Annotated in this window: 16 protein-coding genes; 6 read left to right on the top strand and 10 right to left on the bottom strand. The window is 73.6% G+C overall.

Going from position 1 to position 16,358, the window contains the following annotated elements; genetic code table 11:
- Nucleotides 1-262: 262 nt before the first annotated feature.
- Nucleotides 263-1,636: an MFS transporter gene (locus AB0D08_RS04365; RefSeq protein ID WP_359886171.1), complete on the bottom strand. Its 1,374-nt coding sequence runs from the start codon at nt 1,634-1,636 to the stop codon at nt 263-265.
- A gap of 63 nt (nt 1,637-1,699) precedes the next feature.
- Between AB0D08_RS04365 and AB0D08_RS04360 the strand changes: the two genes are divergently transcribed.
- From AB0D08_RS04360 to AB0D08_RS04350, 3 genes are all read left to right on the top strand, one after another.
- The gene (locus AB0D08_RS04360) at nt 1,700-2,656 is read left to right on the top strand and encodes a LysR family transcriptional regulator (protein WP_033817963.1); all 957 of its coding nucleotides are present in this window, start codon (nt 1,700-1,702) and stop codon (nt 2,654-2,656) included.
- A 163-nt stretch (nt 2,657-2,819) separates the two neighbouring features.
- Nucleotides 2,820-3,968 (top strand): adenosine deaminase, encoded by a 1,149-nt coding sequence (locus AB0D08_RS04355; RefSeq protein WP_051811613.1) that lies wholly within the window; start codon nt 2,820-2,822, stop codon nt 3,966-3,968.
- 205 nt (nt 3,969-4,173) lie between these two features.
- Nucleotides 4,174-4,710, top strand: a complete 537-nt coding sequence (locus AB0D08_RS04350) for a hypothetical protein (protein ID WP_359886170.1) — start codon at nt 4,174-4,176, stop codon at nt 4,708-4,710.
- Nucleotides 4,711-4,807: 97 nt separating this feature from the next.
- On the opposite strand, the gene AB0D08_RS04345 is transcribed toward AB0D08_RS04350, so the two are convergent.
- A complete protein-coding gene (locus AB0D08_RS04345) occupies nt 4,808-4,993 on the bottom strand; it encodes a PspC domain-containing protein (RefSeq protein ID WP_082526182.1) in 186 nt (61 codons plus the stop codon).
- 380 nt (nt 4,994-5,373) lie between these two features.
- On the opposite strand from AB0D08_RS04345, the gene AB0D08_RS04340 reads away from it, so the two are divergent.
- Together AB0D08_RS04340 and AB0D08_RS04335 are read left to right on the top strand one after the other, a co-directional pair.
- On the top strand, nt 5,374-5,973 hold the full coding sequence (locus AB0D08_RS04340; protein WP_359886169.1) for a hypothetical protein: 600 nt from the start codon (nt 5,374-5,376) through the stop codon (nt 5,971-5,973).
- 385 nt (nt 5,974-6,358) lie between these two features.
- A complete protein-coding gene (locus tag AB0D08_RS04335; protein ID WP_359886168.1) occupies nt 6,359-7,141 on the top strand; it encodes a hypothetical protein in 783 nt (260 codons plus the stop codon).
- Here the strand turns inward: AB0D08_RS04335 and AB0D08_RS04330 are convergent.
- The 4 genes from AB0D08_RS04330 to afsQ1 all read right to left on the bottom strand — a co-directional run bounded on the left by AB0D08_RS04330 (nt 7,110) and on the right by afsQ1 (nt 10,454).
- Complete coding sequence (locus tag AB0D08_RS04330; protein WP_359886167.1) at nt 7,110-7,859, bottom strand: VanZ family protein; 750 nt, start codon at nt 7,857-7,859, stop codon at nt 7,110-7,112. The two genes, AB0D08_RS04335 and AB0D08_RS04330, sit on opposite strands and share 32 nt — an antisense overlap.
- 74 nt (nt 7,860-7,933) lie before the next feature.
- On the bottom strand, nt 7,934-8,236 hold the full coding sequence (locus tag AB0D08_RS04325; RefSeq protein ID WP_033817959.1) for a hypothetical protein: 303 nt from the start codon (nt 8,234-8,236) through the stop codon (nt 7,934-7,936).
- Entirely contained in the window at nt 8,233-9,678 is a 1,446-nt protein-coding gene (locus AB0D08_RS04320) for a HAMP domain-containing sensor histidine kinase (RefSeq protein ID WP_359886196.1), read from the bottom strand. The genes AB0D08_RS04325 and AB0D08_RS04320 overlap by 4 nt, the downstream gene beginning before the upstream one ends.
- A gap of 98 nt (nt 9,679-9,776) precedes the next feature.
- On the bottom strand, nt 9,777-10,454 hold the full coding sequence (gene afsQ1 / locus AB0D08_RS04315; RefSeq protein WP_033817957.1) for a two-component system response regulator AfsQ1: 678 nt from the start codon (nt 10,452-10,454) through the stop codon (nt 9,777-9,779).
- A 273-nt stretch (nt 10,455-10,727) separates the two neighbouring features.
- Between afsQ1 and AB0D08_RS04310 the strand changes: the two genes are divergently transcribed.
- Entirely contained in the window at nt 10,728-11,642 is a 915-nt protein-coding gene (locus AB0D08_RS04310) for a SigE family RNA polymerase sigma factor (RefSeq protein ID WP_033817956.1), read from the top strand.
- A gap of 197 nt (nt 11,643-11,839) precedes the next feature.
- Here the strand turns inward: AB0D08_RS04310 and AB0D08_RS04305 are convergent, their stop codons facing one another.
- From AB0D08_RS04305 to deoC, 4 genes are all read right to left on the bottom strand, one after another.
- Nucleotides 11,840-12,478, bottom strand: coding sequence for an ATP-binding protein (locus AB0D08_RS04305; protein ID WP_199520243.1), 639 nt, complete (start codon nt 12,476-12,478; stop codon nt 11,840-11,842).
- A 232-nt stretch (nt 12,479-12,710) separates the two neighbouring features.
- Nucleotides 12,711-13,613 carry an aldehyde dehydrogenase family protein gene (locus tag AB0D08_RS04300; protein WP_359886166.1) on the bottom strand — a complete coding sequence of 301 codons (903 nt, stop codon included), beginning with the start codon at nt 13,611-13,613 and terminating at the stop codon, nt 12,711-12,713.
- Complete coding sequence (locus AB0D08_RS04295) at nt 13,606-15,105, bottom strand: aldehyde dehydrogenase family protein (protein ID WP_359886165.1); 1,500 nt, start codon at nt 15,103-15,105, stop codon at nt 13,606-13,608. The genes AB0D08_RS04300 and AB0D08_RS04295 overlap by 8 nt, the downstream gene beginning before the upstream one ends.
- 5 nt (nt 15,106-15,110) lie before the next feature.
- On the bottom strand, nt 15,111-16,097 hold the full coding sequence (gene deoC / locus AB0D08_RS04290) for a deoxyribose-phosphate aldolase (RefSeq protein ID WP_082526178.1): 987 nt from the start codon (nt 16,095-16,097) through the stop codon (nt 15,111-15,113).
- Between the last annotated feature and the right edge of the window lie 261 nt (nt 16,098-16,358).

Below are 16,358 nucleotides of genomic sequence, written 5' to 3'. Positions count from 1 at the left end.
GGAGGGCAGGGTGGACCGGGCGGTAGGTCAGTGGCGGGGACCGAGAAGAGCTACTACCGGGACGACACCCTACGCACCGTGCGCCCCGTGTGTCACCGGCGAGTTGCGGGTGTCTGCCGGGGCCCGGACGGACGTCCACGACCCGCCGGTGACACACGGGGCGCACGCCGGCGCCGGCCGGTCCCCCGCGGTTCGGGGTGCCGGCCGGCCGGCGGGCCCGGGCGGGCCTCGGGCCCGGGGCGGTGCTCAGGCCGAAGCGGGGTCAGGCCCGGAGCGAGGTCAGCGCGCCCGGCCGCCGGGAGCGGACGGCCTGCCGGGTCGCGTACAGGGTGACACCCGCCGCCAGTGTCATCGCGACCAGGCCGACGGCGGCGGCGCCGGCCCAGCCGGAGGAGTGGTAGGCGTCCGCGCCGAGGGTGCCGCCGAGGCTGTTGCCCAGGTAGTAGGCGATCAGGTAGAGCGCCGAGGCCTGGGCCCGGCCGTGGGTGGCGGTGCGGCCGACCGAGGAGGAGGCGGTGGCGTGGCCGATGAAGAACCCGGCGGTGATCAGGACCAGCCCGAGCAGGGCGCAGACCAGCGAGCCGCCCAGCGAGAGCAGCAGACCGGCGGCGGTGGTGCCGATCGCGACGTACAGGGTGCCGCGCCGGCCGAGCCGGCCGGTGAGGCGGCCCGCGTTGGCGGAGGCGACCGTGCCGACCAGGTAGACCACGAAGACCGAGGCGGCGATCGACTCCGGCAGGTGGAACGGCGCCGCGATCAGCCGGAACCCGACGGTGTTGTAGACCGCGCCGAAGACCGCCATGAACAGCGCGCCCAGCGCGTACAGCCGCAGCAGCAGCGGGTCCCGCAGGTGGGAGCTGACGGTCCGGGCGACGGCCCGCGCATCGACCGGGGTCCGGCGGAACTGACGGGCCGGCGGGATCAGCAGCCGGAACGCGACCACCGCGAGCACGGCCACCAGGGCGGAGGCGGCCAGGCCCCAGCGCCAGCCCCAGGCGGCGCCGGCCCAGCCCGAGACCAGCCGGCCGCCCATGCCGCCGATCGAGTTGCCCGCCACGTACAGGCCCATCGCCGAGGCCAGCGCGCTCGGGTGGACCTCCTCGGCCAGGTACGCCATCGCGGTGGCCGGCAGCCCGGCCAGCGCCGCGCCCTGGACCGCCCGCAGGATGGTCAGCGTGGTGAGGTCGGGTGCGAGCGGCAGCAGCAGGGCGAAGCCGGTGGCGGCGGCCATCGAGGCCGTCATCACGGCGGTGCGGCCGTACCGGTCGGACAGCGCGCTGGCCGGGAGCAGGCCGAGCGCGAGGCCCAGGGTGGCGGCCGAGGCGGTCCAGCTGGCCTGGCCGGGCGTCAGGCCGAGGTCCTGGGAGAGCAGCGGCAGCAGGCCCTGGGTCGCGTACAGCAGGACGAAGGTGGCGATCCCGGCGGCGAAGAGCGCGAGGTTGGCCCGGCGGAAGGCCCGGACGCCGGGACGCAGCCGGAGGTCCGCTCCGGCGGAGGTCACGGAGGCGGGCACGGAGGCGGGCGCGGAGGCCGGTGCGGAGGCGGCGGAGGCGGCGGGCACGGAGGCGGCGGTGGACGGCTGCGGAAGGGCGCCCGGCAGTGTCGCTGCGGGCGCCCCGGTACTGGCGGGTGGCATGTCTCGACGGTAGGACCGTGCTGCTTGATGCGTCCAATGCATGAACCGGCCAGAATTCATGCCATGACGCATGAGAGCACCTCGCAGCCGGTCCGCCCCGCCGAGCTGGAACCGGACGCGGCCGTGGTCCGACTCGCCCCGCAGCTGGCGCAGTTCGCGGCGGTGGCCCGGCTGGAGCACGTCACCCAGGCCGCGCAGCTGCTGGACATGCCGCAGCCGACGCTCTCCCGGGCCGTGGCCCGGCTGGAGGCCGAACTGGGGGTGGACCTGCTCGCCCGGCAGGGCCGGGCGGTCCGGCTGACCAGGGCCGGCCGGCTGTTGCTCGGCTCGGTGGAGCGGGCGCTGGCGGAGCTGGAACGCGGCGCGGAGGCGGCCCGCGCCGAGGCCGACCCGACGGCGGGCCGGGTCGCCTTCGGCTTCCTGCACACCATGGGGACGGACGCGGTACCCGCGCTGCTGCGCGGCTTCCGGGCCGGGCATCCGGGCGTGCGCTTCCAGCTGGCGCAGGACTACGTGGCGGCGATGCTCGACCGGCTGCGGGCGGGCGAGCTGGACCTGTGCCTGGTCTCGCCGATCCCGGACTCGCCCGACCTGGTCGCCCGTCAGCTGGACGAACAGCGGCTGTACCTCGCGGTCCCGGCCGACCACCGGCTGGCCGGGCGCCGGCGGATCCGGCTCGGTGAGGTGGCCCAGGACCCGTTCGTCGCGGTCGAGGAGGGGTACGGGCTGCGCATGATCACCGACGGCTTCTGCGCGGAGGCCGGGTTCAGCCCGCGGATCGCCTTCGAGGGGGAGGAGGCGGAGACGCTGCGCGGACTGGTCGCCGCGGGCCTCGGGGTGGCCCTGCTGCCGCCCGCCCTGGTGCCCCGTCCCGGGGTGGTGGAGCTGGAGGTCACCGCGCCGCGCACCCGCCGGGCGATCGGCCTGGCCTGGGCGGCGGGCCGCCCGCCGACCCCGCCGGTGGCCGCGTTCCGCGACTTCGTGCTCTCCCGCCGGGGGCGGCTGCTGGACCACGACTAGGCAGGTGCCGGAGCGGGTGTGCGCGCCGACGGTGCCCGCCGCGCGGCCGGTGGTGGGCGAACCGTCCGGTGCCCTGGGCGGAGGGGTGGTGTTCGCGGTTCGGTCGGGTGCCGTACGGCGCGCCGAGGTGGAAATCTACGCGCGTAGGAGCTACCCTCTCGCAATGGAGACCCACATCCCTGCCGCCGCGGGCACCACTGGCCCCCGCATTCCCACGCCCGACCAGATCGCCCGCGCCCCCAAGGTGCTCCTGCACGACCACCTGGACGGCGGGCTCCGCCCCGAGACCATCGTCGAGCTCGCCGCCGCCTGCGGCTACCAGGGCCTGCCGACCACCGACCCGGTCAAGCTCGGCGTGTGGTTCCGCGAGGCCGCCGACTCCGGCTCGCTGGTCCGCTACCTGGAGACCTTCGCCCACACCTGCGCCGTGATGCAGACGCGTGAGGCGCTGATCAAGGTCGCCGCCGACTGCGCCGAGGACCTGGCCGCCGACGGCGTCGTGTACGCCGAGGTCCGCTACGCCCCCGAGCAGCACCTGGAGGCCGGCCTCACCCTGGACGAGGTCGTCGAGGCCGTCAACGAGGGCTTCCGCCTCGGCGAGGCCAACGCCCGCGCGGCCGGCCACCGGATCCGGGTCGGCACCCTGATCACCGCGATGCGGCACGCCGCCCGCTCGCAGGAGATCGCCGAGCTGGCCAACCGCCACCGTGACCAGGGCGTGGTCGGGTTCGACATCGCCGGTGCCGAGGCGGGCCACCCGCCCACCCGCCACCAGGCCGCCTTCGACTACCTCAAGGGCGAGAACAACCACTTCACCATCCACGCGGGCGAGGCCTTCGGCCTGCCGTCGATCTGGGAGGCGCTGCAGTGCTGCGGTGCCGACCGCCTCGGCCACGGCGTGCGGATCGTCGACGACATCACCGTGCACGAGGACGGCCGGGTCGAGCTCGGCCGGCTGGCCGCGTACGTGCGCGACAAGCGGGTCCCGCTGGAGATGTGCCCCACCTCCAACCTGCAGACGGCGGCGGCGTCCTCGTACGCCGAGCACCCGATCGGGCTGCTCAGCCGGCTGAAGTTCCGGGTCACCGTCAACACCGACAACCGCCTGATGAGCGGCACCAGCATGAGCCAGGAGTTCGGCCACCTGGTCGAGGCCTTCGGCTACACGCTGGGCGACATGGAGTGGTTCACGGTCAACGCCATGAAGTCGGCGTTCCTGCCCTTCGACGAGCGCCTCGCCATGATCAACGACGTGATCAAGCCGGGCTACGCCGAGCTCAAGGCCGAGTGGCTGTTCCAGGCCCGCGGCTGACGGACGCCGTCGCGGACGCCGCGGTGGAGGCCCGACCGGGCCCGCCGCGGCACCCGTTCGACCCGTAACCCGGACGAGTGACGCCCCTTTGGTCCCCGAAGGACCCAGTCACTACGGTGTGTCAGTCACTTCTGACACGGCGTAGTTCTGGCGCCCTTCGGGGTCCTGCCATGTGCGCCGGCCCGACGAGGACGAGGATCAACACATGAAGCAGGCCACTCTCAAGGCCGCGGGTACGGCTGCGCTCGGCGTTGCGATCGCCGCCGTCGCCGCGGGTACCGCCTCTGCTGCCGCTGCCGGCGGCCTCGGACTCCCGACCACGCTGGCCAACCCCGAGGTGGCGGGTGCCGCCGCCGGCGCGGCGACCGGCGCGGTCACCAAGGTGCCCGGCGGCGGCGAGGTGACCGAGGCGGTGGGCACCCTGGGTGTCGCCAACCCGCTGAACCCGGCCCCGGCGGCCAAGCAGGCCCCCGCCGCGCAGGCCCCGGCCGCGTCGGCGCCCGCCGCCCAGGCCCCCGCGGCCCAGCCCGCGGCCGCCGAACTGCCCGCCGTCGAGCCGGCCGTGGACGCCCCGATGGCCGACGGCATGCGTTCCGCCGGTGCCGACCGGGTGGGCGGCCTGGAGTCCGTCCCCGGTGGCCAGGGCCTGTCCAAGACCCCGGTCGGCGGCGTGGTCAACACGGTCAGCGGCCTCGGCGGCGGCGCGGGCGCCGTTCCCGGCCTGCCCGGCCTGGCGGGCTGATCCCGGTCCGCAGCCGACCACGGCCGAGGGCCGCCTCCCGCTGGGCGATTACCAGCGGGAGGCGGCCCTCGGCCGTGCGGTCGGGTGCGGGGTGCGGTCACGGCTCCTGGGGGAGCACCACCCACAGCGCCAGGTAGAGCAGGAACTGCGGGCCGGGCAGCAGGCACGACAGCAGGGCGATGATCCGGACGGTCCAGGGGGCGAGACCGAACCGCTCGGCGAGCCCGGCGCAGACGCCGGCGATGACGCGGTTGTGGCGGGGGCGGGCGAGGCGGCGGCTCATGACGGTCTCCGAGGTGTACGGCCCGGTGCCGGTCTCTCCGGTGGGCATGTCCCCATCCTCCGCGCCCCGGCGGCGCCGGACGTCAGCCCCGATGCGGATCCCGGCCCCTCGACTCTGCCCGGGTCGGGATGCCCCGGGATCAGGGGATTCTCAGGGGCGGACCCCTACCCCCGGCCGGAACCGCAGCCGCCGGCGGGTCCCGGCGCCGGGCGCCCCTGCCAGGCCCCGTAGGCTCGCGCCCGGGCGCCGCACGCGGGCCGCCGCGCCCCCGGTGCGGAGCCGGAGTACGCACGGGGAGCGACCGCCGGGTGTGCACACCTCCCGGGCGGGCGAGGTGACGTGAACGGACGTCCTGGCCCTTCAGGAAGAGGTCTTTCAGCGTGACCGGTGATCAGACGGCGGTCGAGCAGACCGGGTACCTCGATCCGGCCCGCCGGCTGAGGGCCGGGGCGCTGCTGCTAGTGCGCTACTGCGGCATTCACAGTGATCCCAGGTTCTCCCCGTGGTTCGAACGGGAACGGGACGTGCTGGCCGGCGTGGTGGAGACGGCGCGGGCGGCGGTTCGCGGGCGCGCCGGGCGGACGGATTTCGAGCAGCTCCGTGCGGGACTCGACGACGCCCTCGAATCGAGTGACCCCGAGGGGCCGCCGTTCCAGGCGGAGATCTTCGACCATCTGGTGTTCGCGACGGGGGTGCTCGATGTCCTCCGGGCACCCGAGGACGCCGATGCGCTGAACTGTGCGCTGGAGCGGGCCGATGAACTCGCAGAGGCCCATGACGGTATGGCGCAGGAGTGCGGTCCGGCGGGCGGCCGGGGCGGGGCCGTTCTCGGTGCCCTGGAGACGGAGGCGCGTCGGCTCGACGTGTCGGCCGGTGAGGATCCAGTCGTTGCGCTGGCCAGGAGCGAGGAATTCGCGGCCGCCTATGCGCGTTCGATCGCGGCCTACTACACCGATGCGGACGCCGGCATCGGCGCTTGATGCCGCATCGGGTTCCGCGGGAATTCTCCGCCCGAACGGCGGAAAGCCGGCCACGGGCGCAGGGCAGAGCCACCGAAGATGACCGAACGTTCGATCCGAGGAATTCCCCCACCCGCCGGGCGAACTGCCGGCGGTGGCGAAAACAAACCACGGTGACGGCGCGAAACGGGAGAAGCGGGCCGCGGGCGGTCCGAAACGGATGTGGGAGGCGGGCGCCGGCGCCCGCTCCTCCCGTGGTCCGCCCAGGGTCGAACCCCCCTTCGATCAGGGTGGGTGGCGGATGACATAGTTAGGCGCCGCCGGGGCGGGGCCGCGTGTGGGGGTGTCGCGCAGTCAGGCCGTCCGGGCGAATTCATCCACGGCTCTCTGCAAGGAAAAACACCGCATGCGTCATTCACGGCTGCTTGCCGCCACCCTGCTGTGCTCCCTCGGTCTCGCCGGAGTGACCGCCTGTGGTCCGGCCGACGACAAGAAGAGCGACGACAAGAAGAACGCGGCCCCCGCCGCGTCCTCGCCCGCCGCCGCCGGCCTGGACACCCTCTCCGCCGCGGACATCCTGAAGAAGGCCCAGGAGGCCAGCTCCAAGGCGACCTCGGTCAAGCTGGACTTCGACATCTCCGCCGAAGGCACGAAGATGACCGGCTCGGTCGCCGAGGACAGCACCGGCAACTGCGCGGGCAAGATCTCGCTCGGCGACAAGGGCGGCCTGGAGATCCTGCGCAACTCCGCCTCGGTGTGGCTCAAGCCGGACGCCGACTTCTGGGAGAAGTCGGTCGCCCCGGGCAGCTCGAAGACGCTGGCCGGCAAGTACCTCAGCGGTGGGGTCGAGGCGGCCGAGCTCAAGGAGTTCACGGCCTTCTGCGACATGGGCCTGCAGCTGCTCAAGAGCATCGGCAAGACCGAGGACGGCGCCGACGACACCGCCGGCGCCACCAAGGGCGGCACCAAGCAGGTCGGTTCCGAGACCGCCGTGGTGGTCAAGGCCGGTGACGCTACGGACGGGGCCGAGATCGCCATCGCCGCCAAGGGCGAGCCGTACCTGCTGCAGATGGTCAGCACCGGCGGCGACGCCGGCACGATGACCTTCAGTGACTACAACAAGCCGGTCACCGTCACGCCGCCGGCCGCCGCGCAGGTCATCGACGCGGCGAAGTACCTGAAGGGCTGAGTCCGCCGAACCCGGCGCCCGGGACCGTCCGCTCGTACGCCTGCGCGTACGCGCGGCGGTCCCGCGGCTGTTCCGGCACCGGAACGGCCAGCCGGGCCGACGGCCGGCGCAGCCCGCGGGGCCCGGCGGCCGGACGCCCGGCCTCCGGGGCCGGTCCGGCCTGGGCGGCGGGATCCGCGGCTGCCGCGGGCCCGGCGGCGCGCGGGCGCGACAGGGACCGTGCCGCGGGCAGCACGGCGAGGTGGCAGACGGCGGCGCCGAAGGTGCCGAGCAGGATGTCGTCGACGTTGAGGACGTGGCCGGGCGCCCAGCCCTCGATGATCTCCAGGGCGGTGGCCAGCAGCGCCGCGCCGCCGACGGTGCGCAGGAACGACGGCAGCCAGGGCCCGCGCAGCCGTCCGCCGGCCAGCGGCAGCAGCACCCCGAACGGCGCGAGCGGAAGCAGTCCCCCGGCCAGCTGCCTGGTCCCGGCCCAGCCGCCGAGCGAGACCGCCTGCTGGACGGTGGCGAGCGGGGTCAGGTTGGCCGGGTAGGTCCAGCTGACCGGGAGCGGCCGCAGCGCCAGCCAGCCGAGCAGGGCCAGGTGGAGCGCGAGGAGTACCCGCACCACCGTCCGCAGCGGACGGGACACCCCCGGCCGGGCGGCCGGTTCGGTGGGCTCGTCCTCGGGCGTTGCGCCGCAGTCCTCGGCGCGGGTGGTGGTGCCATGTCGGTGCACGGTCCCAAGGACGCGGGGTCCATCGCGTACGGTTCCCGGCGATCGGGGATCCGCCACCGGCGAACCGGGAAGGCTCAGGGGCAGGGCGAGTCGCTCGCGGCCGCGCTGGGAACCGGCGACGGCGGCGCGCTGAACAGGCCCGCGGACGGGGAGGCCGAGGCGGTCACCGCGGGCCTGGCGGTCCTGGTGCCGGTCGGCACGGGGGTGGCCGACGGGGTCGGCGAGGCCGGTGCGCTCGGCACCTGCGGGACGGAGGGGCAGGCCGTCCGGCTGGCGGGGGCGCCCGCGTACACCGGTACGGCGGTGGGCCGGATCCCGCAGCCGGCCAGCGCGAGCAGCAGCAACAGGGTGGCGGGAACGGTCTTACGGGCCGTCACAGGTCGTCCTCCTGGTCGTCCTGGGCCGGTGGGTTCAACGGCAGGCTCAGCGTGAAGACCGCCCCCGACTCTCCGTTGGCCGCGGTGATGGTCCCCCCGTGTATCTGCGCGTTGGCCATCGCGATCGACAGCCCGAGCCCGCTCCCCTCCGACCTCGCCCGGCCCTTGTCCGCCTTGTAGAAGCGGTCGAAGACGTGCGGCAGCACGTCCTGCGGGATGCCGGGACCGCTGTCGCTGACCCGGACCACGATCTGCCCGTCCTCCTTGCGGACCTTGACCCGCACCGGGGAGCCGCCGTGCTTGAGCGCGTTGCCGATCAGGTTGGCCAGCACCACGTCCAGGCGGCGCGGGTCCACCATCGCGCGCAGCCCGCGCGGCGCGTCCACGTCGACCGCGTCGTACCAGGCCCGGCCGTCGATGCAGGACATCACCAGGTCGGCGATGTCCACCTCGTCGGCGACCAGCTTGGCGGTGCCGGCGTCGAAGCGGGTCACCTCCATCAGGTTCTCCACCAGGTCGGACAGCCGCCGGGTCTCGCTCACCACCAACCGGACGGCCGGCTCGATCATCGGGTCCAGCGCGTCCGCCTCGTCCTCCAGGATGTCCGTCACGGCGGTCATCGCGGTGAGCGGGGTGCGCAGTTCGTGCGACATGTCGGCGACGAAGCGCCGGCTCTGCGCCTCGCGCGCGCTCAACTCCGCGACCTGGTCGGACAGTGACTCGGCGGTCCGGTTGAACGTCCGTGCCAGGTCGGCGAGTTCGTCGCCGCCCTCGACCTCCAGCCGGGTGTCCAGCTTGCCCTCGCCGAGCCGCCGGGCCGCGTCGCCGAGGCGCTTGACCGGCCGCAGCACGGTCGCCGACGCGGCCTGCGCGAGCAGCGCCGAGCCGATCAGCGCGAGCAGCGTCGCGATCGCCAGCGACCAGCCCAGGGTGTTGAGGTCGGCCCGCTCGGTGTCCAGCGACTTGAACATGTAGGCGGTCAGCGGGGTGTCGACCACCTTGGTCCCGCCGATCAGGTACGGCGCCTCCAGGTTCACCCGCTGCCAGTACAGGTGGTAGCCGGCCGGGGTGCCGCCGTTGCCCTCGCTGGGACGGCCGACGGTGTACTGCAGCGTCTGCGGCACCTTGGCCAGCGTGAACCGGGCCGGGTCCGAGGAGGCCAGGCAGTCCGGTCGCGCCTCGTCGACCACCAGCACGTCGTAGTTGAGCCCGGAACCGGCCACCTGGCTCGCCAGTGCGGCCAGTTCGGGGCAGCCGGCGTCCTGCGGGAGGGCGGAGACGTTGCGGGTCACCGACACCCGGAAGTCGTTCAGCGCGGTGTCCTGGGCACGCTTGAGCACCGCGTCCCGGTTCAGCCAGTACGCGATGCCGGAGGCGGACACCGCGGTGATCAGCGCGACCGCGGCGAACACCGCGATCAGCCGCACCCGCAGCGAACGCAGGCGGCGCCACGGGCCCGAGCGGAAACGTGCGGCAGGACGGGGCCGCTGGGGCCGGGCGTCAGTCAACGGTTCTCACAGACAGGTCGGGGCGGGGCCAACTACGCGGGCGGGTCGAGCCGGTAGCCGACCCCGCGCACGGTGCGGATCAGCGTGGGGGCGGACGGCACGTCCTCCACCTTCGCCCGCAGCCGCTGCACACAGGCGTCCACCAGCCGGGAGTCTCCCAGGTAGTCGTGCTCCCACACCAGCCTCAGCAACTGCTGGCGGGAGAGCGCCTGTCCGGGCCGGCGGCTCAGCTCCAGCAGCAGCCGCAGCTCGGTCGGGGTGAGCTGGAGGTCCTCGCCGTCCTTGGTGACCGTCATCGCCGAGCGGTCGATCACCAGGCCGCCGTAACTGGCGGAGTCGGTGTTCTCGCGCTCGCCGCGGCGGAGCACCGCGCGGATCCGGGCGTCCAGCACCCGGGCCTGCACCGGCTTGACCACGTAGTCGTCGGCCCCGGACTCCAGGCCGACCACCACGTCGATGTCGTCGGAACGCGCGGTCAGCAGGATGATCGGCAGCTGGTCGGTGCGACGGATCCGACGGCAGACCTCGAAGCCGTCGATGCCCGGCAGCATCACGTCCAGCACGATCAGGTCCGGACGCTGCTCCTTGAAGAGCTTGAGGCCGTCCTCGCCCGAGGCAGCGGCGGCCACACGGTGACCCTGGCGGGTGAGGGCGAGTTCGAGGCCGGTCCGGATGGCGTCGTCGTCCTCGATCAGAAGCAGGAAAGGCACGGCCTCATTCTGGCCCACTCCGGCGGGGGAATCACCCACCAGGTCCCGGTCGGTATCCGGCGGAACCGGAACGCGGCATTCGAGCGTCCCCGCCGGTGCGGCAGCGGCACGGACGAAAGTCCCGGTCCCTGTGACAGCCCTGTGACAGTCGGCGGACACCGCGATGACGAGCGGTTGGCAGGATTTTCCTTGTCGCCGAAGAACGCACCAGGTCACCGACCGGGGCGGACGGCGGCGGCAAGGACCCGCACGTACCGACCATGGGGGCGCACGATGACCGCAACGCTGAAGACCCGCACCACCGGGGCCGTTCGCACCGCGCACTCATCCGCCGCGCCCACCAGGACCCGGTACGAGGTGCGGACCGACGAGGCATCCGGCGCCGTGATCGTACGGGGGTGCGCACACAGTGCCGGAGCCCGACGCCCGATGGGCACGGGCAGGGGGGAACTGCACGGGATCGGCCGCATGGGGAGTGCGGCCGACTCCGGAACCACCTTGACGCTCCGGGGAATCCTCCCGGTCCGTCCGGGCGGTGACGGGTCCGCGGTCGAGGGGGCCGGCTCGGGGGAGCCGGACGACCGCAGGACCCCGGGCACCACGCTGCTGCGTCTGGCGCCGGCGGCTGCGGAGACCGCCGCGCCGGAGCAGCAGCAGGCCGGGGACCGCACCGCGGAGTTCACCGCGTACGTCAAGGAGCGCCGCGCCTCCCTGTACGCCACCGCGTACCACCTGACCGGCGACCGCTTCGAGGCCGAGGACCTGCTGCAGAGCGCGCTCTTCAGCACCTACCGCGCCTGGGACCGGATCACCGACAAGGCCGCGCTCGGCGGCTACCTCCGCCGCACCATGACCAACCTGCACATCTCGGCCTGGCGCCGCCGCAAGGTCAACGAGTACCCGACCGAGGAGCTGCCGGAGACGGTCGGCGACACCGACGCGATGGGCGGCACCGAGCTGCGCACCGTGCTGTGGCAGGCGCTGGCCAAGCTGCCGGAGAACCAGCGGACCATGCTGGTGCTGCGCTACTACGAGGGCCGCACCGACCCGGAGATCGCCGACATCCTCGGCATCAGCGTCGGCACGGTGAAGAGCAGCATCTGGCGCGCCCTGCGCCGGCTGCGCGACGACGACCAGCTCAACCGCTCCGGTGACACCTGCCTCGCCTTCGGCGAGCTGGTGGCCTGAGCGACACCCACACAGACACCCGTCGGGGGACGGGACAGGACCGCGGAACAGCGGTGGCCGACTCGGGGGAGCGGTCACCTCTGGGGGAGCCGCAGGTCCGACGCGGAGGGGCCCGGTGCCGGGGAGAGGCACCGGGCCCCTCCGTCGTCCGCGCCGCCGGCCCGTCCCGTCCTGGTTCCGTCCTGGTTCCGGTGCCGTCAGGCGGCGACCGGCTGCCGTTCGGCGACGGAGCGGACCCGGCGGGCCGCCTCCGGGCCTGCGCAGGCGGCGGCCCCGAGCTCCACCTGGCGCGCCACGATGCCGCGTTCGGCACGCATCAGCCGCCAGCCGCGGCGCAGCAGGTAGGGGACGGACTTGCGGCCTTCCCGGACGTCCCGGCGGAAGCGCCGCCAGGCGGTGGTCAGCGGCCGGTTGCGCAGGCACAGCGCGTCGCCGAGCAGGCCCTCCGCGGCGCACTGCCCGGCGAGTTCGGCGGCGAAGATGCCCTCCGCGATGAAGGCCGGGGCGCCGCCCAGCTCCAGGGAGCGGCTGCCGGCCCGGCCGTTGGCGGGGATGGAGTAGACCGGGACCTCGGCGCGGCCGTCGGCGATCAGCTGCCGGATCGCCGCCAGGGCCTGGTCGCGGTGCCAGGAGAGCGGGGAGTCCCAGTCGGTGCCGCCGCCGTCGGGGAACTGCGGCAGGGTGGGGTCGTCGCCGTCCTTGTAGAAGTCGTCGAGCTGGAGGACCGGCAGACCGGTGCGCTCGGCCAGCGAGGACTTCCCCGAGCCGGAGGGGCCGGACAGCAGGATCACGCGGATGCCGGGCGTCGGCAGGCCATTCAGCGGGGAGTCACTCACGAGACACCAGTCTGACGCATCCGGGGCGGTGACCGTAACCCGTCGGCAGCGGCCTGCGTCACACCGTCCGCCCCGGGCGCCCCAGGACCGCCGCCGCGGGCGGCCGGGAACGTGGACGGACCCGCACCAGGGGGGAGAAGTGCGGGTCCGTCATCGGCACGTCCGGGCCCCCGGGGGGGTAGGGGCACTGGGGACGGCCGGTCTGTGGAGTTGTTCCTCGGGCTGCGGAGGGTCAGATACCCATCGGGTGCCAGACCGTCTTGGTCTCCAGGAAGGAGAGCAGCCGCTCGGTGCCGGGCGCGGTGGTCCAGTCCTGCGCGGACGGGTCCAGGGCCGGTCGGATCACTCGCTTCAGAGTATCCGCGGCACCCGCCTCCAGGGCCGCCGCCGCGCCGGGACCGTCGGCGGCGATCGCGCCGGCCAGGTCGAGGCCGTTGACGTCCTGGTGGGTGGCGAGGGTCGGGGCGATGTCCGCCGTCTTCCCGGAGATGATGTTGACCACGCCGCCGGGCACGTCCGAGGTGGCCAGCACCTCGCCGAGCGAGAGCGCGGGCATCGGGGCGTCGGCGGCGGCCGCGACCACCACGGTGTTGCCGGCCGCGACGGCCGGGGCGATCACCTCGACCAGGCCGAGCAGCGAGTGCCCGTACCCGGTCTGCGGGGCGACCACGCCGATCACGCCGCTGGGCTCCGGGGTGGAGAGGTTGAAGAACGGCCCGGCGACCGGGTTGGACCCGCCCGCGATCTGGGCGATCTTGTCGGTCCAGCCCGCGTACCAGACCCAGCGGTCGATCGCGGCTTCCACCAGGGCGGCGGCCTTCTTGACCGCGATGCCCTCGGCGGCGGCCACCTCGGCGGCGAACTGCTCGCGCCGGCCCTGGAGCATCTCGGCGACCCGGTACAGCACCTGGCCGCGGTTGTACGCGGTGGTGCCGGACCAGCCCTTGACGGCGGCCCGGGCCGCCAGCACGGCGTCCCGGGTGTCCTTGCGGGTGCCCAGCGGGGCGTTGCCGAGCCACTGGCCCTTGCTGTCGGTCACCTCGTACACCCGCCCGCTCTCGGAGCGCGGGAACTTCCCGCCGACGTACAGCTTGTAGGTCTTGAGGACGTCAAGACGCAGGGTGATGTCAGACATCGAGGTAGGCCTCCAGACCGTGCCGGCCACCCTCGCGGCCGTAGCCCGACTCCTTGTAGCCGCCGAACGGCGAGGTCGGGTCGAACTTGTTGAAGGTGTTGGCCCACACCACACCGGCCCGCAGACGGGAGGCGGTCCACAGGATCCGCGAGCCCTTCTCGGTCCAGATGCCGGCCGACAGGCCGTACGGGGTGTTGTTGGCCTTCTCGACCGCCTCGGCGGGGGTGCGGAAGGTCAGCACCGACAGGACCGGGCCGAAGATCTCCTCGCGGGCGATCCGGTGGGCCTGGGAGACGCCGGTGAACAGGGTCGGACGGAACCAGAAGCCGGTGCCCGGCAGCTCGCACTCCGGGGCCCAGCGCTCGGCGCCCTCGGCCTCGCCGGCGGCGGTCAGCTCGGTGATCCGGGCCAGCTGGGCGGCCGAGTTGATGGCACCGATGTCGGTGTTCTTGTCCAGCGGGTCGCCGACCCGCAGGGTGTCCATCCGGCGCTTGAGCGCGTCCAGCAGCTCGTCCTGGATCGACTCCTGGACCAGCAGGCGCGAGCCCGCGCAGCAGACGTGGCCCTGGTTGAAGAAGATGCCGTTGACGATGCCCTCGACCGCCTGGTCGATCGGCGCGTCGTCGAAGACGATGTTGGCGGCCTTGCCGCCGAGCTCCAGCGACAGCTTCTTGCGGCTGCCGGCCAGCTGCTTGGCGATGGCCCGGCCGACCGGGGTGGAGCCGGTGAAGGCCACCTTGTTGACGTCCGGGTGGGCGGTCAGCGCGGCGCCGGTGCGGCCGTCACCGGTGACGATGTTGACGACGCCCTTGGGCAGGCCCGCCTGGCGGCAGATCTCGGCGAAGCGCAGCGCGGTCAGCGGGGTGGTCTCGGCCGGCTTCAGCACGACCGTGTTGCCGGTGGCCAGCGCCGGGGCGATCTTCCACGCCAGCATCAGCAGCGGGAAGTTCCACGGGATGACCTGGCCGGCGACGCCCAGCGGCTTCGGGTTGGGACCGTAGCCGGCGAAGTCCAGCTTGTCGGCCCAGCCCGCGTAGTAGAAGAAGTGCGCGGCGACCAGCGGGAGGTCGACGTCGCGGGTCTCGCGGATCGGCTTGCCGTTGTCGATCGACTCCAGCACGGCCAGCTCGCGGGAGCGCTCCTGGATGATCCGGGCGATCCGGAACAGGTACTTGGCGCGCTCGCTGCCCGGCAGCGCCGACCAGTCGGCGAAGGCCCGGCGGGCGGCGGCGACGGCGCGGTCCACGTCCTCGTCGGTGCCGTGCGCGAACTCGGCGAGCACCTGCTCGGTGGCCGGGTTGACGGTCTTCAGCGCCTCGCTGCCGCTGGAGTCGACGAACTCGCCGCCGATGAAGTGGCCGTACGAGGTCGCGATGTCGCCCGCGGCGGCCGGGGACTCCGGCGCCGGGGCGTACTCGAACAGGCCGGCCTTCGGGGCGGCGGCAGCCTGGGCCTGGGCCTGGGGCTCTTCGGTCTTCTTGTTCTTGGCCATGATGGTCAGTCCACCGTCACGTAGTCGGGACCGGAGTACCGGCCGGTGGTGAGCTTCTGACGCTGCATCAGCAGGTCGTTGAGCAGGCTGGAGGCGCCGAAACGGAACCAGTGCGGGGACAGCCAGTCGTCGCCGAGGGTCTCGTTGACCATGACGAGGTACTTCATGGCGTCCTTGGTGGTCTTGATGCCGCCGGCCGGCTTCACGCCGATCTGGACGCCGGTCGCCGCGCGGAAGTCGCGGACCGCCTCCAGCATCAGCAGGGTCACCGGGGGAGTCGCGTTGACCGCGACCTTGCCGGTGGAGGTCTTGATGAAGTCGGCACCGGCCAGCATCGCCAGCCAGGAGACGCGGCGCACGTTGTCGTACGTCTGCAGCTCGCCGGTCTCGAAGATCACCTTGAGGTGGGCGTAGCTGCCGTCGGCGCGCTTGCACGCCTCCTTGACGGCGACGATCTCGTTGAAGACATCGAGGTAGCGGCCGGAGAGGAAGGCTCCCCGGTCGATCACCATGTCGATCTCGTCGGCGCCGGCGGCCACCGCGTCGGCGGTGTCGGCCAGCTTCACCGGCAGGGCGGCGCGGCCGGCCGGGAACGCGGTGGCGACGGAGGCGACCTGGATCGGGGTCCCGGCCAGGGTGGCCTTCGCGGTCGCGACCATGTCCGGATAGACGCAGATCGCGGCCACCTGCGGGGTGCTCGGGTCGGTGGGGTCGGGGTTGCGGCCCTTGATGCAGAGCGAGCGCACCTTGCCGACCGTGTCCGCGCCCTCGAGCGTGGTCAGGTCGATCATCGAGATGGCCAGATCGATGGCGCGGGCCTTGGCCGTGGTCTTGATCGACCGGGTGCCGAGGGAGGCGGCGCGGGCTTCCAGGCCGACCTGGTCGACACCGGGCAGGCCGTGCAGGAAGCGGCGGAGCGATGCCTCGGACGCGGCGACGTCTGCGAGACCGCTGCCCGCAGCATCGGGGGCGTTGGCTGCAAGAGTGGACATAGTCACCAGACCAGCATATCTACGCGCGTAGTCATGCGCTAGGGGAGGCCCCTTTCGATGCGGGACCGAGATCTGCCGGGGCGGTGGGGCGCCGGGCGGGACGGGCGGGACGGGTGCGGCGGGTGGGGCGGGTGCAGTGGGTGTGGTGGGGGGACCGGTCGGGCCGGGCGGCGCGGGATCAGTGCGGGATCAGCGTGCGGTCAGGGACGGCTGGCACCGTAGTACTCGTGAACGGCGCGGGAGACCGGGCCGGGAACGAGG

It is taken from the genome of Kitasatospora sp. NPDC048540, assembly GCF_040651175.1.
GTDB lineage: Bacteria > Actinomycetota > Actinomycetes > Streptomycetales > Streptomycetaceae > Kitasatospora.
Note: the sequence above shows the minus strand (reverse complement) of the source record. Positions and strands in the feature narration are given on the sequence as shown.